Annotated in this window: 20 protein-coding genes; 16 read left to right on the top strand and 4 right to left on the bottom strand. The window is 66.4% G+C overall.

Features of this window, described 5'->3' with window-relative positions; translation table 11 throughout:
- Positions 1-160: 160 nt before the first annotated feature.
- Complete coding sequence (locus PV761_RS13810) at positions 161-532, top strand: VOC family protein (RefSeq protein ID WP_028269708.1); 372 nt, start codon at positions 161-163, stop codon at positions 530-532.
- A 162-nt stretch (positions 533-694) separates the two neighbouring features.
- On the opposite strand, the gene PV761_RS13805 is transcribed toward PV761_RS13810, so the two are convergent.
- Complete coding sequence (locus PV761_RS13805; RefSeq protein ID WP_347897521.1) at positions 695-1,576, bottom strand: helix-turn-helix transcriptional regulator; 882 nt, start codon at positions 1,574-1,576, stop codon at positions 695-697.
- Between the two features lie 102 nt (positions 1,577-1,678).
- Between PV761_RS13805 and PV761_RS13800 the strand changes: the two genes are divergently transcribed.
- From PV761_RS13800 to PV761_RS13790, 3 genes are all read left to right on the top strand, one after another.
- Complete coding sequence (locus PV761_RS13800; protein ID WP_347897519.1) at positions 1,679-3,130, top strand: MFS transporter; 1,452 nt, start codon at positions 1,679-1,681, stop codon at positions 3,128-3,130.
- A gap of 92 nt (positions 3,131-3,222) precedes the next feature.
- Positions 3,223-4,242 (top strand): aldo/keto reductase, encoded by a 1,020-nt coding sequence (locus tag PV761_RS13795; protein ID WP_347897517.1) that lies wholly within the window; start codon positions 3,223-3,225, stop codon positions 4,240-4,242.
- Between the two features lie 148 nt (positions 4,243-4,390).
- Positions 4,391-7,039, top strand: coding sequence for a Tat pathway signal sequence domain protein (locus PV761_RS13790; protein WP_347897515.1), 2,649 nt, complete (start codon positions 4,391-4,393; stop codon positions 7,037-7,039).
- Between the two features lie 3 nt (positions 7,040-7,042).
- On the opposite strand, the gene PV761_RS13785 is transcribed toward PV761_RS13790, so the two are convergent.
- Positions 7,043-7,345 (bottom strand): helix-turn-helix transcriptional regulator, encoded by a 303-nt coding sequence (locus PV761_RS13785; RefSeq protein WP_347897513.1) that lies wholly within the window; start codon positions 7,343-7,345, stop codon positions 7,043-7,045.
- A 66-nt stretch (positions 7,346-7,411) separates the two neighbouring features.
- Between PV761_RS13785 and map the strand changes: the two genes are divergently transcribed.
- On the top strand, positions 7,412-8,194 hold the full coding sequence (gene map, locus PV761_RS13780) for a type I methionyl aminopeptidase (protein WP_347897511.1): 783 nt from the start codon (positions 7,412-7,414) through the stop codon (positions 8,192-8,194).
- Here map and PV761_RS13775 read toward each other — a convergent pair.
- The gene (locus PV761_RS13775) at positions 8,166-9,554 is read right to left on the bottom strand and encodes a cation:dicarboxylase symporter family transporter (RefSeq protein WP_347897509.1); all 1,389 of its coding nucleotides are present in this window, start codon (positions 9,552-9,554) and stop codon (positions 8,166-8,168) included. The two genes, map and PV761_RS13775, sit on opposite strands and share 29 nt — an antisense overlap.
- Before the next feature lie 439 nt (positions 9,555-9,993).
- Here PV761_RS13775 and PV761_RS13770 point away from each other — a divergent pair, with 439 nt between their 5' ends.
- The 4 genes from PV761_RS13770 to PV761_RS13755 all read left to right on the top strand — a co-directional run bounded on the left by PV761_RS13770 (position 9,994) and on the right by PV761_RS13755 (position 13,349).
- On the top strand, positions 9,994-10,461 hold the full coding sequence (locus PV761_RS13770; protein ID WP_347897507.1) for a hypothetical protein: 468 nt from the start codon (positions 9,994-9,996) through the stop codon (positions 10,459-10,461).
- Between the two features lie 438 nt (positions 10,462-10,899).
- A complete protein-coding gene (locus PV761_RS13765; protein WP_347897505.1) occupies positions 10,900-11,571 on the top strand; it encodes a response regulator transcription factor in 672 nt (223 codons plus the stop codon).
- Entirely contained in the window at positions 11,568-13,082 is a 1,515-nt protein-coding gene (locus tag PV761_RS13760; protein WP_347897503.1) for a HAMP domain-containing sensor histidine kinase, read from the top strand. The genes PV761_RS13765 and PV761_RS13760 overlap by 4 nt, the downstream gene beginning before the upstream one ends.
- A 90-nt stretch (positions 13,083-13,172) precedes the next feature.
- Entirely contained in the window at positions 13,173-13,349 is a 177-nt protein-coding gene (locus PV761_RS13755) for a CsbD family protein (protein WP_043437655.1), read from the top strand.
- A 104-nt stretch (positions 13,350-13,453) separates the two neighbouring features.
- On the opposite strand, the gene PV761_RS13750 is transcribed toward PV761_RS13755, so the two are convergent.
- Positions 13,454-14,299, bottom strand: coding sequence for a hypothetical protein (locus PV761_RS13750; RefSeq protein WP_347897501.1), 846 nt, complete (start codon positions 14,297-14,299; stop codon positions 13,454-13,456).
- A gap of 247 nt (positions 14,300-14,546) precedes the next feature.
- On the opposite strand from PV761_RS13750, the gene PV761_RS13745 reads away from it, so the two are divergent.
- From PV761_RS13745 to bcp, 7 genes are all read left to right on the top strand, one after another.
- The gene (locus tag PV761_RS13745; RefSeq protein WP_347897499.1) at positions 14,547-15,347 is read left to right on the top strand and encodes a TIM barrel protein; all 801 of its coding nucleotides are present in this window, start codon (positions 14,547-14,549) and stop codon (positions 15,345-15,347) included.
- 125 nt (positions 15,348-15,472) lie between these two features.
- Complete coding sequence (locus PV761_RS13740; protein ID WP_347897497.1) at positions 15,473-16,351, top strand: 2-hydroxy-3-oxopropionate reductase; 879 nt, start codon at positions 15,473-15,475, stop codon at positions 16,349-16,351.
- Positions 16,352-16,476: 125 nt separating this feature from the next.
- A complete protein-coding gene (gene gcl, locus PV761_RS13735; RefSeq protein ID WP_347897495.1) occupies positions 16,477-18,267 on the top strand; it encodes a glyoxylate carboligase in 1,791 nt (596 codons plus the stop codon).
- A gap of 2 nt (positions 18,268-18,269) precedes the next feature.
- A complete protein-coding gene (locus PV761_RS13730) occupies positions 18,270-19,475 on the top strand; it encodes a glycerate kinase (RefSeq protein ID WP_347897493.1) in 1,206 nt (401 codons plus the stop codon).
- Positions 19,468-20,811, top strand: a complete 1,344-nt coding sequence (allB, locus tag PV761_RS13725; protein ID WP_028269686.1) for an allantoinase AllB — start codon at positions 19,468-19,470, stop codon at positions 20,809-20,811. Before PV761_RS13730 ends, allB begins: the two co-directional genes overlap by 8 nt.
- Positions 20,812-20,822: 11 nt before the next feature.
- Positions 20,823-21,542 carry a winged helix-turn-helix domain-containing protein gene (locus PV761_RS13720; RefSeq protein ID WP_347897491.1) on the top strand — a complete coding sequence of 240 codons (720 nt, stop codon included), beginning with the start codon at positions 20,823-20,825 and terminating at the stop codon, positions 21,540-21,542.
- Between the two features lie 86 nt (positions 21,543-21,628).
- The gene (gene bcp / locus PV761_RS13715; RefSeq protein ID WP_028269684.1) at positions 21,629-22,108 is read left to right on the top strand and encodes a thioredoxin-dependent thiol peroxidase; all 480 of its coding nucleotides are present in this window, start codon (positions 21,629-21,631) and stop codon (positions 22,106-22,108) included.
- Positions 22,109-22,297 lie beyond the last annotated feature (189 nt).

Raw genomic sequence — 22,297 nt, 5'->3', positions numbered from 1 at the left:
AGTTCCGCCGGGAAAGCCGCCAGGTCCTGGCTGTCAGAATTGATTCCCATTGGGCCAACGCTACGCACGCTGCGGGCAGGGTCAAGAGCCTCCTCCGGCGGCAGCGGATAGATTCCCCAGTGCGTTGCCGGGGCTCTTTGAGTCGGTGTACCTTGGCCGGATGCTGAGCATTGGCTCGATCGTGATCCGCGTTGACGACCTCCAGGCCCAGATGGCCTTCTGGCAGGCCGCACTCGGCTTCGAACCGCGGCATGAACCCGAGGACGACTTTGTGATCCTGCAGCCACCGGGCGGCGCGGGCACCTGCATCTCGCTGGACCGTGTCCCGTCGTCGGTCCACCTGCCGCCCCGCATCCACCTGGACCTCTACACGGAGGACCAGGCCGGCGAAGTGCAGCGGCTCCTCAGCCTCGGCGCCACCCGCATCGAATGGAGCAAACAGCCCGCCGATGCGGACTACGTGATCATGGCAGATCCCGAAGGCAACCGCTTCTGCGTCATCGACACGGCCGGCCGCAGCCAGGCGGACTAGCCACCCGGAGGAGGAGCCGCGATTCAGTGTCCGGCGTTGACGCTTCCTGCCGCGATTGTGGCGACGTCCTGGCGGAACCTTTCGGGCTAACGGCATCGGCCACGGCGTAGCGGCCGATGCCGTCGTGTTCACCCACCATCAGGACAGTCGAGGGACGGTGGGTCATTTATTCTCCTTGACCGAGGCCTTTGTTGTTTCACGCTGGGTTGCTGCCCAACTGGCGAGGACTTTCAAAGCGTCCTCTGAGGGTGTTTCGGGATCTGCTGTGTACACGTTGATGCGCAGTCCCGGGTCTGCAGGAAGTTCCAGCGCCTCAAAGCTCAAGTCGAGGTCGCCAACGATCGGGTGGTGGAGCCGCTTCCGGCCGGCGCGGTGGTACTTCACGTCGTGCCGGGCCCACCGGGTGCGGAACTCCTCGCTGCGGGTTGAGAGTTCACCGATCAGGTCCGTGAGGTCCTTGTCATACGGGTTTTTCCCGGCCGTGGACCGCAGGACCGCGACGATGTCATCGGCCGCCCGTTCCCAATCGGCGAAGAACTCCCGCGCTTTCGGGTTCAGGAAGGTGAACCGCGCACTGTTCGGCGGGGTGGTCTGTTCGGCCATCAGGTCCTGATACAGCGCACGGCCCAGCTCATTGGCGGCGAGGACATCCCCGCGGTCGTTGCGGACCCAGGCCGGCGCCGTCGTGATCGCATCGATGACGCGCTGCACGCTCGGCCGCACCGTCTGCGGGCTGCGCTTGCGGCGCACCCGGGGAGCGGCGGTGGCGGCGCGGGCCAGGTCGAAAAGGTGGGCCGTTTCGGCGTCGTCGAGCTTCAGGGCGCGGGCGAGTGCTTCAAGGACGCTGTCCGAGGCGCCGGAGAGGTTTCCGCGCTCAAGGCGGATGTAGTAATCGATGCTCATCCCGGCCAGCATGGCGACTTCCTCGCGGCGCAGCCCGGCAACGCGGCGGTTGCCGCCATAGACCGGCAGGCCGGCCTCTTCGGGCGTAATCCTTGCACGGCGGGAGGTCAGGAATTTCCGCACGTCGTCGCTGTGTGTCATGGCATCCACGCTACGCGGGGTCGGTGGAACGAGGGAGGGACTGGCATTACCCGGAAGGACAGTGACTCCCGGCCTGCAGTGAATCACTGTTGCATTGAAAGCATGAAACCTGAACCCACAGCCGCTCCCCGCCGGGCAGCGATCCTGGCGATCATCCTCGTCAGCTACTTCATGATCCTGCTGGACAACTCGGTGATCTTCACGGCCCTGCCGAGCCTGCAGGAGGACCTTCAGCTGAGCACCGGTGAGCTCTCCTGGGTTCAGGATGCGTACACGCTGGTCTTCGGCGGCCTGCTGCTCCTCGGCGCCCGGGCAGGAGACCTGCTTGGACGCCGGCGGGTTTTCGTGTTCGGGCTGGTGGTGTTCTCGGTGGCGTCGCTGCTGATCGGGCTGGCGCCGGCGGGCTGGTGGGCGATCGCCGGCCGCGCCGTTCAGGGCATCGGGGCTGCGATCGTCGCGCCCGCCTCGCTGTCCCTGCTCACGGCGAGCTTCCCGGAGGGCCGTGAGCGCACCCGGGCCGTCGCCCTGTACGGTGCCACCGCAGGAATCGGCGCCAGCCTGGGGCTGGTCATCGGCGGGGCGCTGGCCCACTGGATCTCCTGGCGGGCCGGGTTCTTCGTCAACGTACCCATCGGCGCCGCGATGATCCTTCTCGCTCCGCGGTTCATCCCGGAAACGGGCCGGTCCCGCGGCCGCTTCGACGTGTTCGGCGCGCTCAGCGCCACACTGGGTGTCGGCGCTCTCGTGTTCGGCATCATCAACACCGTCGATGCGGGATGGACGTCCCCGGCTACGTTCACAGCCGTCGGCGCCGGCGCCGTACTCCTGGTGACGTTCGTTCTGATCGAGCGCAGGGCGGCCCAGCCGATCATGCCGCTGCGGCTGTTCGCGAGCCGCCGCCGCACCGGCGCCTACGTCGCCCGCTTCCTGTACCTGGGGGCGATGATCGGGTTCTTCTTCTTTACCACCCAGTTCATGCAGGAAGTGCTGGGCTTCGACCCGCTGCAGGCCGGCCTCGGCTTCCTCCCCATGACGGCGGTCAACTTCGCCGTCGCGATGGCCATCCCGCGGCTGCTGGGGCGGATGCCGGCTTCCATTCCACTCGCGGCAGGAATCCTGGTCACTCTCGCCGGAATGTTCTGGCTCAGCAGGGTGGGAGTCGACTCCGCATACCTGACGGCGGTGGCACTGCCCATGATCCTCATCGGCGCCGGTCAAGGCCTGGCGTTCGCACCGCTGACCTCGTTCGGCATCATCGGCGCCCCAGCCGCCGACGCCGGCGCGGCATCGGGCCTGGTGAACACATTCCACCAGGTGGGCACCTGCCTCGGGCTTGGCATCGCGGTCGCGGCCGCAGCGACCGTCCCTGCCACGGGTTCTGCTGTAGCGCGCCTGGCCGCAGAGGTCAGCACCGCCCTCACCACAGGCAGTGTCCTCCTGTTCCTTGCCCTGGCCGTGACGGCCGTCCTCATCCTGCCCGCCGATCTTGCCGCCCGCCGGACCACGAAACTGCCGACGGCGGGGCGTGCCCCGCAGTTCGAGACCGCCCGGTAAGGGCGCTCGAAGGGAGGTAACGGCGTGCCCTCCCACAATCCCGAACGCCTGAATACCGTGAAAGCAGCTTAAGACAGAGAGAAGGAACCACCATGGAATACCGTCCCCTCGGCCGCACAGGCGTGCAGGTCAGCCCCCTATGCCTGGGTGCGATGATGTTCGGGCCCTGGGGCAACAAGGACACCGCCGACTCCATCCGCATCATCCACCACGCCCTCGACGCGGGCATCAACTTCATCGACACTGCCGACGTCTACTCCGGCGGGGCATCAGAAGAAATCGTCGGCCGGGCACTTGAAGGCCGGCGCGACGACGTCTTCCTGGCCACCAAGTTCTTCATGCCCATGAATGAAGGCGACCCCAACCAGCGCGGCGGATCCCGCCGCTGGATCATCCGCGAAGTCGAAAACTCCCTCCGCCGCCTGAACACCGACTACATCGACCTCTACCAGGTACACCGGCCCAGCCCCGATACGGACGTTGAGGAAACCCTCGGCGCCCTCACCGACCTGGTCCGCCAAGGGAAGGTCCGTTACATCGGCTCCTCGTCCTACTCCGGATCCCAGATCGTCGAAGCCCAGTGGGCATCCCGGGAACGCAACCTGGAGCGGTTCGTCACCGAGCAGCCGCCCTACTCGATCCTGGTCCGCGGCATCGAGGAAGACATCCTCCCCGCGGTGCAGCGCCACGGCATGGGCACCCTCACTTATAGCCCGCTCAGCGGCGGCTGGCTGTCCGGTCGCTGGCGCAAAGACTCAGCGTCCGCCCCCGCCTCTTCCGCGCGTCCGAGCGCCCGGTTCGACATGACAAGCCCGGCCAACCAGCGAAAACTCGACATCGTCGAGGAACTCGCCGGGCTCGCGGAACACGCCGGACTGACGCTCATCGAGCTGGCCATCGCGTTCGTGATCAACCACCCGGGGGTCACGTCCGCCATCGTCGGACCACGCACCATGGAGCAGTTGGAGTCCTACCTGCCGGCCGCCGATGTCACACTGTCCACCGAGGTACTGGACCGCATTGAAGAGCTTGTGGCGCCCGGAGTCACCGTCAACCCGGACGACAACAGCTATGGCGCCAACGAACTCACGCCGGCGGCACGACGACGGTGACAGAGCGTTGACTTGTACCGTCGATGACTGTTAGACATGATGGGAAAGCGTTTTCTGCTCACCACCCAACCCGCCCCCGCTTCTTTGAGGGGTGGGTTGGGTGGTCTGATTGAAACGATACAACGCATGTCTAAGGAGACGGACAACGATGACCGACGCCACACTCAACTGGCTCGAGGGCGAAGTCCCCGCGGGGCTTTCCGGCGGCACCACCTGGGGCATGCCGTTCACCCGGGGTGCCCTTGCCGGCGCCGACGGGATCACGGTCTCGGACGCGGACGGGCGGCCTGTCCCCGCGCAGGCCTGGCCCCTCGCCACCTGGCCGGACGGCTCGCTGAAATGGGCCGGCATCGCGCTGCCGGCAACCGCTGCGCCGTCCGCGCAGTACCGGGTGACGTCCGACGGCGGCACCCCGCCGGTGCCCGAACCGTCACCGCTGGTTGCGGTGACGGAGTCCGACGACCTCGTCACTGTGTCCACCGGCACGTTGGAAATGGTGATCAGCCGAAGCGGTCCGTCCCTGTTCACGTCCCTCTCCCGCGGCGGCACAGTCGTCGCTGAAGACGCCCGGCTGGTCAGCCTGCTTCAGGACGGCGTCCCGGACGGCCCCGGCAGCGTCAGCCGGCAGGCCTTCACCGGCGAGGTAACCGCCGTCGTGCTTGAACAACACGGACCGGTCCGTGCAGTGGTCCGGCTGGAGGGCACCCATCGGCAGGACCACGCGGACGCAGACGGGCAGCGGCGCAGCTGGCTGCCGTTCGTGGTCCGGTTCTACTTCCACGCCGGCGCCCGCAGCGTGCGGATGGTCCACTCGTTCATCTGGGACGGCGACGCGGACCGCGACTTCCTTGCCGGGCTGGGCGTCCGCTTCACGGTGCCGCTGGAATCCGAGCTGCACGACCGGCATGTGCGCATCGCAGGGGCCGACGGCGGCTTCCTCACCGAGGCGGTGCGCGGCCTGACCGGCCTGCGCCGCGATCCCGGCGAGGACGTCCGGCACGCCCAGCTCGCAGGACGGCCGACGCCACCCCTGGAGGAGTGGAGCGAGCTGGTGTCCAAGCGGCTGCACCTCATCCCGGCGTGGAACGACTTCACGCTCACCCAGCTCAGCGCCGACGGCTTCGAGCTCCGCAAGCGGACCGGCGAGGGCCACGGCTGGGTGGGGATCTCCGGCGGTACGCGGGCCTCCGGGTTCTGTTCCCTCAGCGATCCGCGCGGCGGTTTCGGCATCGGCATCCGTGATTTCTGGCAGTCCCACCCGGGCCAGCTGGACATCCGCGGCGCCGCCACGGCCCGGGCCTCGGTGACCGCGTGGCTCTACTCCCCCGAGGCGCAGCCCATGGACCTGCGTTTCTACCACGACGGCCTGGGCCAGGACACCTTCGAGGACCAGCTCGAGGGCCTGGAAATCACCTACGAGGACTACGAACCCGGCTTCGGGAACCCGCACGGCATCGCCCGCACCCACGAACTGACGCTCTTTGCCTACGACGCCACGCCGGACACCGCGTCCCTCGCCGCCGATGCCGCCGCCGCGTCGACTCCGGCAATGCTGCAGGCCACGCCCGGGTACCTGCACTCGGCCGGCGTGTTCGGCGACTGGGCGCCCGCGGACCGCAGCACCCCGGAGCGGGCCGCGCTCGAGGACAAGCTGGACTTCCTCGTCGACTTCTACCAGGGCCAGGTGGAACAGCGCCGCTGGTACGGTTTCTGGAACTACGGCGACGTAATGCACACCTACGACTTCGACCGGCACGCCTGGCGGTACGACGTGGGCGGCTACGCCTGGGACAACTCGGAGCTCTCCCCCGACCTGTGGCTCTGGTACACATACCTCCGCACCGGCAGCGCCGACGTCTTCCGCCTCGCGGAGGCCATGACCCGGCACACCGGCGAAGTGGACGTCTACCACCTGGGCGAGTGGCGCGGCCTGGGCTCCCGGCACAACGTGCAGCACTGGGGCTGCAGCGCCAAGCAGCTGCGGATCAGCACCCCGGCCTACCGGCGCTTCTACTACTACCTGACGGCGGATGAACGCACCGGTGACCTTCTCACCGAGCTCGTGGACAGCGACCGGAACTTCCTGGGCCTGGATCCCACCCGGAAAGTCCGCACGGACAGCGCCACGTACCGCCCGGACCGGCGCGCCCTGGCCGTAGGGCTGGGGACGGACTGGGGATCGCTGGCCGCCACCTGGCTGACCGACTGGGAACGCACCGGAAACCCGCGGTCACGGGACAGGCTGCTGGGCACCATGGCGGACATCGGCGCGCTGAAGTACGGCTTCCTCACGGGCGAGGCGCTGTACAACCTGGACACCGGACGGTTCGACGCCAGCCGGGACATGATCCTGGTTTCGCACCTATCCGCGGTGTTCGGGCTGGTGGAAATCTGCAGCGAGCTCATCGACCTGGTGCCGGACGCCGGCTTTGAACGCGCCTGGCTGCAGTACTGCCGGCTCTTCCTGGCCACGCCGGAAGAACAAGTTGCCGAGGTGGGCCAGCCGCTGGACGGAATCCACCTGACGCAGGCCCACAGCCGGCTCAGCGCCCATGCAGCGTCGCGGCTGGGGGACGCTGAACTGGCGAGGCGGGCCTGGACCAGCTTCGCGGAAGGCGGGGAGCACCTCAACCACGCGGAAGCCTTCACGTTGCGGCGGATCGAACCTCCTTATGTCCTCACGGCCGTGGACGAGGCCCCCACGGTGTCCACCAACGACACAGCCCAGTTCGGCCTGGCGGTGATCCAGAATCTGGCGCTGATCGGGGATCAGTTGCCGGCACTCCAGCGGGATTGAGTCTTACGAGGCCAGCCGCTCCCGTTCACCGTGACGGGGGCGGGCTGGTTCAACGCCGCGTTCGGGCTGGTTGATCTCGGCCCAGACCGCGTCAAGGGAGAGGCCCAGGACATCGGCGATCGCCGCGATGGTCGGGAAGGCCGGAGTGGCTATGCGGCCCGTTTCGATCTTCCGGAGTGTCTCCGGCGAGACGCCAGCATGGAGCGCGGTATCGAGCATCGGGCGCTCTCCCCTGGCGAGGCGCAGCAGGGCGCCAAGACGCTGTCCGCGCTCGACTTCTCCGGATGTGAGGGGCAACCTGACCATGGCTCCAATTCTAATACCGGGATAATATGGCCGGTATAGTTATTGGTTTCCAGAGAAAGGCGCCGCATGATCGAGATCCTGAACCCCGCCGAACTGCACCGCGCAAAGGAGTCAGGCGCCCTGGTGGCCCACATCCTGCAGACGCTCAAAAGCCGCAGCACGGTGGGCACAAACCTCCTGGACATCGACCGGTGGGCCAAGGACATGATCGCCGAAGCCGGCGCGCAGTCCTGCTACGTCGACTACGAGCCGTCCTTCGGCCGCGGGCCGTTCGGCCACTACATCTGCACGGCCGTCAACGACGCCGTGCTGCACGGACTGCCGCACCGGTACACGCTTGCCGACGGCGACCTTCTGACACTCGACCTCGCCGTCTCCAAAGACGGAGTCGCCGCAGATTCAGCCATCAGCTTCCTCGTGGGTGACTCACAACCCGCGGAGAGCGTCGCGATGATCAGCGCCACCGAACGGGCACTGAGCGCAGGGATAGCCGCCGCCCGCCCCGGTGCCCGGATCGGCGACATCTCCCATGCCATCGGCACCGTCCTCAGCGAGGCCGGCTACCCGATCAACACCGAATTCGGGGGCCATGGCATCGGATCAACGATGCACCAGGACCCGCACGTTCCGAACACCGGACGGCCCGGCCGCGGATTCCAGCTGCGCCCCGGGTTGCTGCTCGCCTTGGAGCCGTGGGTCATGGCGGACACCGCCGAGCTCGTGACAGATGCCGACGGGTGGACGCTCCGGAGTGCCACGGGCTGCCGGACAGCCCACAGCGAGCACACCATCGCCATCACCGAGGACGGCGCCGAAATCCTTACCTTGCCGAAGCAGCCGCAGCCGTAAGGTCCGCCGTCGTGCTTTCAGTGCTTTCCGTTACTTCCGTGTTCTCGGGTACTTCCGGGAGCTCACCGCGGAAGGCGCGGAGCATGGCGTCGCGGTCGAACTGGCCCTCCCACTTGGCCACCACGAACGTGGCCACGCAGTTTCCCAGCAGGTTGACGGAGACGCGCATGGAGTCCATCAGGCGGTCGGCGCCCAGGAGCAGGGCCACTCCGGCTACCGGGAAGATGCCCAGTGCGGCCGCGGTTGCCGAAAGCGCCAGGAAGGCCGAGCCAGGAACGCCCGCCATGCCCTTCGACGTCAGCATCAGGATGCCAAGGGCAGCGAGCTGCTGGCCCAGGTCGAGGTTGTGCCCGAAGGCCTGGGCCAGGAACAGCAGGGAGATGGACAGATACAGCGCGGCGCCGTCCAAATTGAACGAGTAGCCGGTGGGAACCACCAGCCCCGTGGTGGCCCGCGAGCAGCCCGCGTTGGTCAGCTTGGTCATGATGCGCGGGAGCACCGACTCGGTGGACGCTGTGCCCAGCGCCAGCAGGAACTCTTCGCGGCTGTACTTGATGAACTGCCACAGCGGCACGCGCGGATACACCCAGGCCACCACAAAAAGCAGCACGATGAAGATGATGGCGGCCCCGTAGCATGCCGCAATCAGCAACGCGTACGTGCTCAGCGAGCCGAGGCCGTACTGGCCGATGATGAAGGCCATGGCGCCGAACGCGCCCACGGGGGCAACACGCATCACCCAGCCCATGATCTTGAAGAACAGCTCCAGCACCGTCTCCAGAAGCGTCACCACTGGCAGGCAGCGTTCCCGCCCCACCACCACGATGGCCGCTCCGAAGAACACCGAGAAGCAGAGCACCTGCAGCAGGCTGTTGGAGGCGAAGGCGCCCACCACACTGTTGGGAATGATGCCCAGCAGGAACGCGCCGGCGTCCTTCGGCGGGGCCGTGCCGGTCTTGGCGTTGAGGGCATCCTGGGACAGCGTATTCGGATCGATGTTCAGGCCGGCACCGGGCTGCACGATGTTGCCCACCACCAGCCCGAACACCAGGGCGAACAGCGTGGCCCCGGTAAAGTACAGCAGCGCCTTCACGCCCACCCTCCCCACGGCCTTCACGTCGCCCACGGCGGAGATGCCCGTGACAATCACCAGGAAGATCAGTGGGGCGATGATCATCTTGATCAGCTGGATAAAGCCGTCGCCCAGCGGCCGCAGGGCGGAGCCGAGATCAGGCCAGAAGTGGCCGATCCCGATGCCCAGGCACACGGCCACGAGGATCTGGAAGAAGAGCGACGTGTAGAGCGGCTTCTTCGCGGGCGTGCCGGCTTTGTCCGGCACCAGGGGCGAGGGGAGTTTCATCAGGGCTGCCAATCAACAGGGAAAAGGCGCTGGACGCCTTTAGGTCACGGGCAACGCTAGGGACCTCGTGTTTCCGGAATGCTAAATCCGTACTGCGGAATTGTTTAACCGCAGCATGGAAAATCCATAGTGTATGGTTCCATGTTCATTCGTGCGGCATATCCGGATACTGGACATCTCGAATAAACCCGACTTTTCCCCGTCAATTCGCGGAAAAAAGGTGCGCTAGGGCACTGGCGCCGCGGCAAAAGCAGGCGGACGATTGTACTACCGGGCCACGAATTCACGTGGGAAGAGCCCGGAGTCAAGCCCCCGCGGAGGCCGGGTGTGCTGTTTGAAAGCGGACTGAACTGGTAACCGCTTCACAGGGGAGTGATCACGCGGCTGGCTAGTCCTGTCCGGAAATAATCACTCGCATCCTTGTGTAGGAGCAAGAGAAATGTCCATCACCCCATCAACCAAAACCCGCCCCTTCGGAACCCGATTTGCCTTGATTTCGGCTGTTTCCCTAGGACTTGTCGGCGGACCTGTTGCGCTGGCTGCACCGGCGGACGCTTCGACGTCGCTCCGCGGCTGTACCGTTGATCCACTGAAGCCCACGGACCTGCGCTACAACAGGGCGGACTTCAGGATCAGCGTCGACTGCAACGGCAACAAGACCGTGGAAGTCCGCCAGCGGCGCTTTGAGCAGGATTCACGCCGCCACGAAACGTTCCTGGGCCGCAGCATCTTCACCGAGCATTTCGACAGGCGCGATGGCCGAGTCGTTATCCACAGCAGGGACAGCGTGAAGAGGGACCCTGCTCGCGACAGGGTGTTCCAGGAAGTTTCCTTCCGAGTGAAGTCCGGCAACAACTGGTCTGACTGGACCCGGTGGGAGAAGAGCGACGTAGCCGTCATCCGCTGACAGTTAAGCAGTTCCACGAGCCAGGGGCGAGCCCGCCCCTGGCTCTTTCCGCCCAACGGCCGCAACGGTCAGGGGATTGACGTTTGCCGGGGGCGCTGGAAGGGTGGGTCGAACTTAGCCGGCTGCCGCCGTTGTCCCGCTTTCGCCCACGGACCGGGGGTAAATCTAAGTACATCTGAGTACTCCGGCACTGGACGCCCTCCCTAAATGAGTAATCACCACTCGTGTATTTTTTGCCGACAAGTGGTGAAATACGGGGGTCCGTAAAATGCCCGCAGTATCGGCGGATCGGCCACCCCGCTCCCCGGACCCTCCAAGAATTACGCGGAGATCCCCCGTATTCTCGAACGTCGAATTCCCCGGAATATCGTCAGGAGCGTACACATGCGATTCCACGAGCCGGCACAGGCCCGGATGCCACGTCTCTAAAGGTGAGCCGTGATCCGAATACTGGTTGCCGAAGACGAAGAGCGCATCGCCAGGTTCATCGAAAAGGGCCTGCGCGCGGCCGGCTACGCCCCAACTGTGGTTTCTGACGGGGTCACCGCCGTCGACTACGCCTCCAGCGGACAATACGACCTGTTGCTTCTCGACGTCGGGCTTCCCCGCCTGGACGGATTCACGGTGCTCAGCGTGCTCCGGCGCGACCACCTGAGCATTCCGGTCATCTTCCTGACCGCGCGCGACTCGGCCGCGGACACGGTCGCAGGCCTGGAGGGCGGTGCCGATGACTACATGGCCAAACCGTTCGGGTTTGATGAGCTCCTCGCCCGCATCCGGCTCCGCCTTCGCCCGTCCGACATCACCGACGCGTTGGCGGGAAACACGATGCGCTACGGATCCCTGGAGTTGAACCTCCACACCCACACACTCAGGGTGGGCGATAAGACAGTGGAACTTTCGGCCCGCGAGTTCGCTTTGGTGGAAATGTTCCTGCACCACCCCGGCCAGATCCTGAGCCGTCAACAGCTCCTCAGCCAGGTGTGGGGTTATGACTTCGACGGCACCTCCAACGTGGTGGATGTGTACGTTCGCCAGCTACGCCAGAAGATCGGGGCCGAAAGAATTGTCACCGCCCGTGGTGCCGGGTACCGTCTGGCAACGTCATGAGCGATCCCCGGGCCCGGAGGCCGGGCGAAGGCGCCACAGTGAATGATCCCGGCACTTCCAGCTGGAAGGCCAAAATCTCCTCTGTGAGGTTCCGCGTTGTGGCCGCCATGCTGGCCATGATGGCCGCAGGGCTGAGCGTTGCCGGCTTCATTACCTTTGCCGTCCAGTTCCAGGAGGCGGACGCCCGGGTGGACCAGGCGCTTCTGGACAAAGCCGAGGCTGTCATCAAGCTGGCAAAGACGAGTGACGCTGCAGCCACAAAGACATTCACGAAGCAGCTACGCGATGCCGCGGACGACATCGAGCCCCGAAGCAACGAAGTCATGGGAACCATCAGGGAGGGGAAAGTTACGTGGACACTCGAAGGCGCAGCGGACGAAAGGCTCCTGGCAAAGGACATGTACCCGGCGGCCGCAGCGCTAGCGAATGCCTCCGGTACCACCTTCGGCGACCTGAACTTTGAAGGGCGACGGCTCCGTACCGTGGTCCTTCCGGTTCCGGCAGCCAACGAACCCACCCTGACTTACTTCCTGGTGGGCAAGGAGACCGCCGACCAGCGCGAGCACACCTTCTCATCCGTGCACACGTACACCCTGGTGGGCGCCGGCACGCTCCTGGGCGCTGCAGCACTGGGAAGCCTGGTGGCCGGGCGTCTCCTGAACCCGCTCCGCCGCCTCCGCGAGGCCACCCAGGTGGTCAGCCACGAGGACCTCACCCAGCGTGTCGAAGTGCGGGACGGATCCGACGACGTGACCCTGCTCGCCAAGACGTTCAATACCATGCTCGAGCGTCTGGATGAAGGCGCGAGGCAACAGCAGCAGTTCCTGGATGACGCCGGTCACGAGTTGCGCACGCCACTGACGATTCTGCGCGGGCACCTGGAACTGGTCTCCATCGATGACCCGGAAGACGTCGCCACCACCAGGGATGTGCTGCTCGAAGAGGTGGACCGCATGCAGCGATTGGTGGATGACCTCCTCATGCTCGCCAACGCCAGCCACCCGGATTTTGTCCGGAAAGAGCCCGTCAGGGTACCGGAATTCCTGCACCACGTGATGGAGAAAGTCCACGTGCTGGCGGACCGCGCGTGGGTCATTGACGAAACCGCGGACTGCACCGTGGAGGCAGACCCCCAGCGACTGACGCAAGCGTTGGCGCAACTCGCCGCAAACGCCGTCAGGTACACCGGCAGTTCGTCAACGATCGCACTCGGCAGCAGAGTTGACCTCGCCCAGGAATCCGATGAGGTAGCCGCCCCGGAATCCAACACGCTCGTGCTGTGGGTGCGGGATACCGGCAGCGGCATAGCGGTCGAGGACCAGCAGCGGATCTTTGAGCGGTTCGGCCGCGCGGCCCACGGCCGGGGCGACAAGGGGTCGGGACTGGGGCTGGCCATCGTGTCGGCCATCGCCCAGGCCCACGGCGGCGCAGCAACGGTGCACTCCACAGTCGGACAGGGGTCCTCCTTCATCATCAGGATTCCGCTGCAGACTGCCGACGCCCGGCTTTGAACATCGCGAAGATGCACCGCAGTTCCTACAATTTAAGTGGCGGGAATTGCGGCAACCAGCCGCATCGGCCGCACCACAAGGAGGACCGCAATGGGTTTGGGTGACAGGATCCACAACGCCGCGGAGCGACTTCACGGCAAGGGAAAGAAAGCCGCCGGCGAAGTCAGCGGCGACCGCCGGATGAGGGCCGAAGGCAAAGGCCGCGCCATCAGGGCCGACCTCAAGCAGGCCGGCGAAAAGTTCAGGCACGCCTTCAAACGGCACTAATCCGCTAGCTAGTCCACATGGGCGGCCCCGGCAGGGACCGCCCATTCATTATGCCCCGCCATGCCCGGGCCGGCGCGCCGCAGGGTGACTGCCGTCGACGGCGGCTATGGAGTTGAGGTGACAGTGGGCGAGGGAGTGGTGCCGCCTTCCGTCTCAGTTTCGGTCGGCGTCGCCGATTCCGAAGGGGTCACGGTGGCCGTGCCCGTGGACGACGCCGTGCCTGAGGAGGTGGGGCTGGCCGTTCCCGTACCGCCTTCAGCCTTTTGCAGGACCCGGTTGATTACGTCTTCCAGCTCCTTCTGATCACTGTCTCCAAGGTCCGCACCGCCCTTCGTGGCAACAATCAGGAGCCTGCCCTCGGCGGCGGAGACCTGCATTAGCATGTCTGCTGCGCCGGCTCCGCGCGTGCTGACCGTGGCGAACGTTTCCTCGGCGTCCGTCTCTGCCTGCAGTTCCTTGCTGGCGACTTCGTATTTCTGGCCCAGCACGTCAAGGGTGAAGGTGGCACACTGGTCCATCTTGCCGCTCACGTCCTGGAGGAGGCCGACGGCGTCGGGACCTTCGCCGCCGGACTGGGCTGACACTGTGCGCGGCTCCTTGCCCTCAGAAATGGCCACTGCCACTTCGCCATTGTCCACCGTGTCCAGCAAGCCGGCGGTGGCGATGGATTTGCAGACCTCGGGGTCAGTCTTCGCCGCACTCATGAGCAGGTTTGCAATGCGCCCGCCCTGGTCCACCTGGTCCTTGGAATAGAGCTTAAGTTCGTTGCCGTCGGCGTCCTTCATGCCGGAGATCAATTGGCGGAGTTCGTCCTCGGTGTACACCTTGTCCTGGGCCGCCTCGGTGGTGGAGGTCGTCGCCGTGGGGCCCGCGGTACCGCCTCCGCCCGTACACGCTGCCAATGCGAGGACCGCTGCTGCCGTGAATCCGAGAACCGGTACTTTGCCCACCTGAACCACCCCTTCGAGATAAGAAGCATGCTTATGATTTACAGCTTAGGACTTTCGGGCCGCCTGCGGTAGCCGCATTCCGCGGACGGCGCCAGTGCCGCCGCCCCTTGACTCGCACCCCCACCCTTCCCTACACTTTTCATAAAGCAGAATCTAATTTCCACAAAGCGGAATCTTGAAGCGAAATCGCGAAGAGACAAGAAGCATAGGAAGCTAGATCAAAGCCCCCTCCTCGGAAGGACCTACGATGACGTACACAGTGAACTGCTCCATCCTGCTGACAGAGCTGCCCCTGCTCGAGCGGCCCGCTGCCGCGAAGGCCGCCGGCTTTGACGCCGTCGAGTTCTGGTGGCCCTTTGACACTTCCGTCCCCACCGACGCCGAGACCACGGCTTTCGAGCGCGCCATCACCGACGCCGGCGTGCAGCTCACCGGCCTGAACTTCAACGCCGGCAACATGCCCGGCGGCGACCGCGGCCTGGTCTCCTGGAAGAGACGCTGCTCCGAGTTCAAGGACAACATCGACGTCGTCGCCGGCATCGGCGAGCGCCTCGGCTGCAAAGCGTTCAACGCCCTCTACGGCAACCGCCAGGACGAATTCACCCCGGAGGAACAGGACGAACTGGGCGCCAGCAACCTGGCCGCCGCAGCCGCAGGAGTGGCCCGCATCGGCGGCACCGTCCTCCTCGAACCGGTCAGCGGCGCCCCCAGGTACCCGCTCCTCAAAGCCCAGGACGCACTCAACGTCATTGCCCGGGTCAAGGAGGAATCCGGCGCGGAGAACATCAAGCTCCTCGCCGACTTCTACCACCTGGCCGTCAACGGAGACGACGTCGCCGCCGTCATCGAAAAGCACGCAAAAGACTTCGGCCACATCCAGATCGCCGACAACCCCGGCCGCGGGGCTCCCGGAACCGGCGGGCTTCCCCTCGGCGAATGGATCGCCCGCAGCCGCGAACTCGGCTACGAGGGCTACATCGGCCTCGAATACAAGGAACCGCAGGAAACCGCCTTCAGCTGGGCCATCCGCCAGCGCGTCTCCCAGTAGGTTCCGTTCCCACCCGCCCAACTGAGTAGCAGCAGATGTCGTTTTGAGCCCCCAAAACGACATCAACTGCGACCTAGTTGGGACCGCCGCCCTCCACCACCACAGACTTCAGAAAGAGAACCACAATGAGCAACGTTTCAGTCATCGGACTCGGAATCATGGGCCTGCCCATGGCCATCAACCTCGTCAAGGCCGGCCACACCGTCACCGGCTTCAACCGCAGCCAGGACAAGATCGACAAGCTGGTCTCCGAAGGCGGCAAGGGCGCCACGAGCATCGCGGACGCCGTCAAGGACGCCGACGTCGTCATCACCATGGTGCCGGACTCCCCCGACGTTGAGGGTGTTGTCAGCGGCCCCGACGGAGTCTTCGCCAACGCCAAGCAGGGCACCCTCTGGATCGACGCCTCCAGCATCCGCCCGGACGTCGCCAAGCGTTTGGCCGAGGACGCAATCGCCGCAGGCATCCGCCCGCTCGACGCCCCGGTCTCCGGCGGCGAACAGGGCGCCATCGACGCCGCACTCTCCATCATGGTGGGCGGCGACGCAGCCGACTTCGAGGCAGCACAGGACGTCCTCAACGCCGTCGGCAAGACCATCGTCCACGTCGGCCCCGCAGGCTCCGGCCAGACCGTCAAGGCAGCCAACCAGCTGATCGTCGCCGTCAACATCGAGGTCCTGGCCGAAGCCATCGCCTTCCTCGAGGCCTACGGCGTGGACACCGACGCCGCCCTCAAGGTCCTCGGCGGCGGCCTGGCCGGCTCCAAGGTCCTGGACCAGAAGGGCCAGAAGATGCTGGACCGCAACTTCGACCCCGGCTTCCGCCTGGCCCTGCACCACAAGGACCTCGGCATCGTCACCTCCGCCGCCCGCGAAGCCAACGTCGCCGTCCCCCTCGGCGCCGTCGTCGCACAGCTCATCGCCGCCACCGTCAACCAGGGCGACGGCGGACTCGACCACTCGGGCCTCTTCAAGCAGGTCCTCCAGCTCAGCGGCCGGAAGTAACGCACCTCCGGCGGTAGCCGGCCACAAAAGCAACAACCAGGGCAACCGCCGTCGTACATCAACGACGGCGGCTCCCTCAGCACACCCAAAAACAGGCTTTTCCACAGACTTTCAAGGAGTACACCATGACCAAGATGCGCACCGTAGACGCTGCCGTCGCGATCCTGGAAAAGGAGGGCGCCACCGAGGCGTTCGGCCTGCCAGGCGCGGCAATCAACCCCTTCTATTCCGCGATGCGGGCCCACGGCGGCATCCGCCACACGCTGGCCCGCCACGTTGAAGGCGCCAGCCACATGGCGGACGGCTACTCCCGTGCCGCGGACGGCAACATCGGCATCTGCATCGGCACCTCCGGCCCCGCCGGCACCGACATGATCACCGGCCTGTACGCGGCCTGGGCCGATTCCATCCCCATGCTCTGCATCACCGGCCAGGCCCCCGTGGCCAAGCTGCACAAGGAAGACTTCCAGGCCGTGGACATCGAATCCATCGCCAAGCCCGTCACCAAGATGGCCATGACCATCCTGGAACCCGGCCAGGTTCCGGGCGCCTTCCAGAAGGCGTTCCAGCTGATGCGCTCCGGCCGCCCCGGCCCCGTGCTGCTGGACCTGCCCATCGACGTGCAGATGGCCGAGATCGAATTCGACATCGATACCTACGAGCCCCTGCCCGTGGAAAAGCCGAAGGCCTCCCGGAAGCAGCTGGAAAAGGCCCTGGACATGCTGACCGCAGGCGAGCGCCCGCTGATCGTGGCCGGCGGCGGCATCATCAACGCCGGCGCCTCCGCCGAACTGGTGGAACTGGCCGAGCTGCTGGGTGTTCCCGTGATCCCCACCCTGATGGGCTGGGGCGCCATCTCGGACGACCACCCGCTGATGGCCGGCATGGTGGGCCTGCAGACCAGCCACCGCTACGGCAACGAGAACTACCTGCGCAGCGACTTCGTGATCGGCATCGGCAACCGCTGGGCCAACCGCCACACCGGCGGACTGGACACCTACACGGCCGGCCGCACGTTCGTGCACATCGACATCGAGCCCACGCAGATCGGCCGCGTGTTCTCCCCGGACTTCGGCATCGCGTCCGACGCCGGTGCGGCATTGGCCGGGCTGATTGAACTGGCCCGTGAGCGCCGGGCCGCCAACACCCTGCCGGACTACTCCGCCTGGGCCGCCGAATGCGCCGAACGCAAGGCCACCCTGCACCGCAAGACGCACTTCGAGAACATCCCGATCAAGCCGCAGCGCGTGTACGAGGAGATGAACAAGTCCTTCGGCAAGGACACCACGTACGTTTCCACCATCGGCCTGTCCCAGATCGCCGGCGCCCAGATGCTGCACGTGTTCGGCCCGCGCAAGTGGATCAACGCCGGCCAGGCCGGTCCCCTGGGCTGGACCGCTCCGGCCGCCCTGGGCGTTGTCCGCGGCAAGCCGGACGAGACGGTTGTGGCCCTGTCCGGCGACTATGACTTCCAGTTCATGATCGAGGAACTGGCCGTGGGCGCGCAGTTCAACCTGCCGTACATCCACGTGGTGGTCAACAACTCGTACCTGGGCCTGATCCGCCAGTCCCAGCGCGGCTTCAACATGGAGCAGAACGTGTCCCTGGCGTTCGAGAACATCAACAGCACCGATCTCTCGGCAACGGCGGCGGGCTACGGCGTGGACCACATCAAGGTGGCTGAGGGCCTGGGCTGCAAGGCCATCCGTGTGGAGGACCCCAGCGACCTGGGTTCCGCATTCGACAAGGCCAAGGCGCTGGCCGGCGAGTTCAAGGTTCCCGTGGTGGTGGAAGTGATCCTGGAGAAGATCACCAACATCTCCATGGGCGTGGAAATCAACGCGGTCAACGAGTTCGAGGAACTGGCAGAGACCAGCGCCGACGCCCCCACCGCCATCCTGGCGATGCAGGCCTAACCATGCGGATCGTGATCGCCCCGGACAAGTTCAAGGGCTCGCTGTCCGCCCCGGACGTGGCCCGGCACCTGGCTGCCGGGCTGCAGTCCGCCACGGGCCACAACCTTGAGGTACTCCGGATTCCGGTGGCCGACGGCGGCGAGGGCACCCTCGATGCCGCCGTCGGCTCCGGCTTCTCCCGCCGGAGCGCCACGGTCAGCGGCCCTACCGGGCAGCCGCTACGGGCGGACTTTGCCGTCCGCGGCCGCGAAGCGGTCATCGAAATGGCAGCTGCTTCCGGCCTCGCCGTCCTCCCCGGCGGCACCCTGGACGCCAAGGGAGCCACCAGCCTGGGAACCGGTGAACTGATCCGGGCGGCGCTCGACGCCGGATGCCGGCAGGTCATCCTCGGCGTCGGCGGGAGCGCCAACACCGACGGCGGCGCCGGCGTACTGCAGGGACTCGGCGCGCAGCTCCTCGACGCCGGCGGCAACGAACTGCCGCCGGGCGGCGCGGCCCTCGCCAGGCTGGACCGGATCGACTTCTCGGGCTTCGATTCCCGGCTGGACGAGACGCGCTTTGTCCTGGCCAGCGACGTGGACAACCCCCTGCTCGGGGCGGAGGGCGCTCCCGCGATCTTCGGCCCGCAGAAGGGTGCCAGCCCGCAGGACGTGGAAGAGCTGGATGCCGCCCTGGCGCACTTTGTGGACGTGCTCGCCGCCGAGATCGGGCCCCGCGCGCTGAAGGCCGCGGACGCACCGGGCGCCGGAGCAGCCGGCGGCGTGGGCTACGCCGCCATCGCCGTCCTGGCGGCGACGCGCAGGCCGGGCATCGACGTCGTACTTGAATTCACCGGGCTGGCCGACCGCTTGGCCGGCGCCGACCTGGTGATCACCGGCGAAGGCAGCCTGGACGAACAGAGCCTGCTCGGCAAGACGCCCATGGGTGTGGCGCGGGCGGCTGAACGGGCCGGCGTTCCGGCGGTGGCCGTCTGCGGCCGGACCACCCTGACACCGGCGCAGCAAAAGGATTCCGGATTCCGGCAGGTCTACCCGCTGACCGCGTTGGAGGCCAAGGTAGAAATATGTATAGCCGAAGCAGGACCCCTGCTTGAACAATTGGGAAAGCACATCGGCGCGGAACTGGCGGACCTGACCCAGGCCCCCGCCCCGGCCGGTTCCACCACGCCGGTGAACAGCGCCCGCACTAAGGAGCCCCTCAATGTCTGAAGAACGCTTTGACCTCGTTATCCGGGGGCAGCGCATCCTCACCACGGCCGGCATCGCGCCCCGTGAGGTGGGCGTGCGCGGCGGCAAGATCGTGGCCATCGAGCCCCTCGGCAACGGCCTGGCCGGCGACGCCGTGATCGACCTCGCCGACGACGAAACCCTGATCCCCGGCCTGGTGGACACCCACGTCCACGTCAACGAGCCCGGCCGCACCGAGTGGGAGGGCTTCGCGTCCGCCACCCGTGCCGCCGCGGCCGGCGGTGTCACCACCATCATCGACATGCCGCTGAACTCCATCCCGCCCACCACCACCGTGGAAGGCCTCAAGCTCAAGCGCGAGGTGGCCGAGGACCAGGCGTTCGTGGACGTCGGGTTCTGGGGCGGCGCGGTTCCCGGCAACAAGGCGGACCTGCGCCCGCTGCACGACGAGGGCGTGTTCGGTTTCAAGTGCTTCCTGCTGCACTCCGGCGTGGACGAGTTCCCGCACCTGGAGGCGGACGAGATGGAAGAGGACATGGCCGAACTCAAGTCCTTCGACTCGCTCATGATCGTCCACGCCGAGGACTCGCACGCCATTGACCGCGCACCCCACCCGGGCGGCGACCACTACTCCACCTTCCTGGCCTCCCGTCCCCGGGGCGCCGAGAACAAGGCCATCGCCGAGGTGATCGAACGTGCCCGGTGGACCGGCGCCCGCGCCCACATCCTGCACCTCTCCTCCTCGGACGCGCTCCCGATGATCGCCTCCGCCAAGCGCGACGGCGTGCACCTCACCGTGGAGACCTGCCCGCACTACCTCACGCTCATGGCCGAGGAAATCCCGGACGGCGCCACCGCCTACAAGTGCTGCCCGCCGATCCGCGAGGCCTCCAACCGAGAGCTGCTCTGGAAGGGCCTGCAGGACGGCACCATCGACTGCATCGTGTCCGACCACTCCCCGTCGACGCTGGATCTGAAGGACCTGGAAAACGGCGACTTCGCCGTGGCCTGGGGCGGGGTTTCCTCGCTGCAGCTGGGCCTCTCGCTCATCTGGACCGAAGCCCGGCACCGCGGCATCCCGCTGGAGCAGGTGGTGTCCTGGATGGCCGAGAAGCCGGCCGCCTTGGCACGCCTATCCAACAAGGGCCAGCTGGCGCTCGGTTTCGACGCGGACTTCTCGGTCTTCGCCCCGGACGAGGCCTTCGTGGTGGACGTTTCCAAGCTCAAGCACAAGAACCCCATCACTCCGTACGACGGCAAGGCGCTCTCCGGCGTGGTCCGGAAGACATTCCTGCGCGGACATGAGATCGACGGCCAGACCCCCAGCGGCAAGCTCATCCGCCGCGGCGGCGTCTGAGGAACCACGCCGTGGCAGTCCAGGTACATTCCCCGCGCGGCATATGTGCGTCCGCTCCGGCGCCCGCTGGCCCGGCGAAAGCCGGGCCGGCGACGCGGGGTCCGCAGCTCAAAGCCCATGGCCTGGCCGTCTGGGTGACCCCGGACGGCGAACAGGACATTGACGATGCCGTCATGGCGCGCGCCGCGGAACTGTTGCTGGCCCGAGCCCTGAAGATTGCTCCGGAGGCGGAAGTCCACGTCTGGCCCGCCGCCGGAGCTGCAACTTCCGCTGCCGAGGCTGCCCTGCCGGGGGAACCGCACGGGGCAGCCGGCAGCGGAACCCGGGTGCCGTCGTCGGCCCTTCCGGAGGACTCCCCGGAAGTGGACGACGACGGCGCCACTCCCCTCCCGCCGTCGGCCGGTCCCGCGAGCCTGGTGTCCGTGGACCTTGCCGCAGGCGAGGTCCTGCTGGACGGGAAGCTCGTGGCGCTGACCGGCGTCGAATTCAAGCTGCTGCGCTACCTCGTGGAAAACTGTTCGCGGGCCATCAGCCGGGAAGAGCTGCGGCTGTTCCTGGAATCGTTCGATTCCCCCGCGGCGGCCTCCCGTTCCATCGATGTGTATGTGGGCCGGGTGCGGCGGAAGCTGCGCCGCGGCCGGCACGCGATCGCCACCGTGCGCGGCGGCGGCTACCAGTTCGTCCCGGGACCGCACACCAAAGTTCGCGGCCCCGCGGAATACTGCATCTGAAACCGTGGTTGTGCCTGTAGAACCCAGCGCAGCCAGCCCGTTCAGTACGCACGCTTTGTCAGTAATCAGACTCCCGAAGGATCATCATGAGCCCCACTCTGACCACCAAGCTCCAGCCCGGAACCCAGGCACCGGACTTCACCCTCCCGGACGCTGAGGGCAAGCCGACGTCACTGGCCGATTACCGCGGCAAGAACGTCATTGTGTACTTCTACCCGGAAGCCGCCACCCCGGGCTGCACCACCGAGGCCTGCGACTTCCGCGACAGCCTCGAGTCCCTCCAGGGCTCCGGCTACGAGGTCCTCGGCGTCTCCCCCGACGCCCCCGAGAAGCTGGCGCACTTCACCGGCGACTTCGCACTGACCTTCCCGCTCCTGGCAGACGAGGACCACGCCGTGGCATTGGCCTACGGCGCCTGGGGTGAAAAGCTCCGCGACGGGGAAGTCACTGAAGGAATCGTCCGGTCCACAGTGGTGCTCGACCCCGAAGGAAAAGTGAAGCTGGCCCAGTACCAGGTCAAGGCCCAGGGCCACGTCGCAGCGCTGAAGGAAGCCCTGGGCGTCTAGCCCCCGGGACCCTCTCTCACTTCCACTGCCTTTTCGGCGGACCCTCTCTCACTTGTTGCGCCAACGCAGATTGTCAAGCTGTGTGGAGTCATTGGGTTTGTTGTGTGGGTGTTTTTGTTGGAGGAAGGTTGATTCCTGCATGGCGGGCGGGCGCGGGTGTGCTGGGGCGCTGGTGGAATCGTGCGGGGT

The organism is Arthrobacter sp. CC3 (genome assembly GCF_039907775.1).
GTDB lineage: Bacteria > Actinomycetota > Actinomycetes > Actinomycetales > Micrococcaceae > Arthrobacter.
Note: the sequence above shows the minus strand (reverse complement) of the source record. Positions and strands in the feature narration are given on the sequence as shown.

Coding starts and splice junctions, on each gene's coding strand:
- PV761_RS13730 (WP_347897493.1), top strand. CDS start 18,270: ATGCGGATCGTGATCGCCCCGGACAAGTTCAAGGGCTCGCTGTCCGCC.
- PV761_RS13760 (WP_347897503.1), top strand. CDS start 11,568: ATGAGCGATCCCCGGGCCCGGAGGCCGGGCGAAGGCGCCACAGTGAAT.
- map (WP_347897511.1), top strand. CDS start 7,412: ATGATCGAGATCCTGAACCCCGCCGAACTGCACCGCGCAAAGGAGTCA.
- bcp (WP_028269684.1), top strand. CDS start 21,629: ATGAGCCCCACTCTGACCACCAAGCTCCAGCCCGGAACCCAGGCACCG.
- PV761_RS13770 (WP_347897507.1), top strand. CDS start 9,994: ATGTCCATCACCCCATCAACCAAAACCCGCCCCTTCGGAACCCGATTT.
- PV761_RS13745 (WP_347897499.1), top strand. CDS start 14,547: ATGACGTACACAGTGAACTGCTCCATCCTGCTGACAGAGCTGCCCCTG.
- PV761_RS13795 (WP_347897517.1), top strand. CDS start 3,223: ATGGAATACCGTCCCCTCGGCCGCACAGGCGTGCAGGTCAGCCCCCTA.
- PV761_RS13810 (WP_028269708.1), top strand. CDS start 161: ATGCTGAGCATTGGCTCGATCGTGATCCGCGTTGACGACCTCCAGGCC.
- PV761_RS13800 (WP_347897519.1), top strand. CDS start 1,679: ATGAAACCTGAACCCACAGCCGCTCCCCGCCGGGCAGCGATCCTGGCG.
- gcl (WP_347897495.1), top strand. CDS start 16,477: ATGACCAAGATGCGCACCGTAGACGCTGCCGTCGCGATCCTGGAAAAG.
- PV761_RS13785 (WP_347897513.1), bottom strand. CDS start 7,345: ATGGTCAGGTTGCCCCTCACATCCGGAGAAGTCGAGCGCGGACAGCGT.
- allB (WP_028269686.1), top strand. CDS start 19,468: ATGTCTGAAGAACGCTTTGACCTCGTTATCCGGGGGCAGCGCATCCTC.
- PV761_RS13755 (WP_043437655.1), top strand. CDS start 13,173: ATGGGTTTGGGTGACAGGATCCACAACGCCGCGGAGCGACTTCACGGC.
- PV761_RS13805 (WP_347897521.1), bottom strand. CDS start 1,576: ATGACACACAGCGACGACGTGCGGAAATTCCTGACCTCCCGCCGTGCA.
- PV761_RS13740 (WP_347897497.1), top strand. CDS start 15,473: ATGAGCAACGTTTCAGTCATCGGACTCGGAATCATGGGCCTGCCCATG.
- PV761_RS13775 (WP_347897509.1), bottom strand. CDS start 9,554: ATGAAACTCCCCTCGCCCCTGGTGCCGGACAAAGCCGGCACGCCCGCG.
- PV761_RS13790 (WP_347897515.1), top strand. CDS start 4,391: ATGACCGACGCCACACTCAACTGGCTCGAGGGCGAAGTCCCCGCGGGG.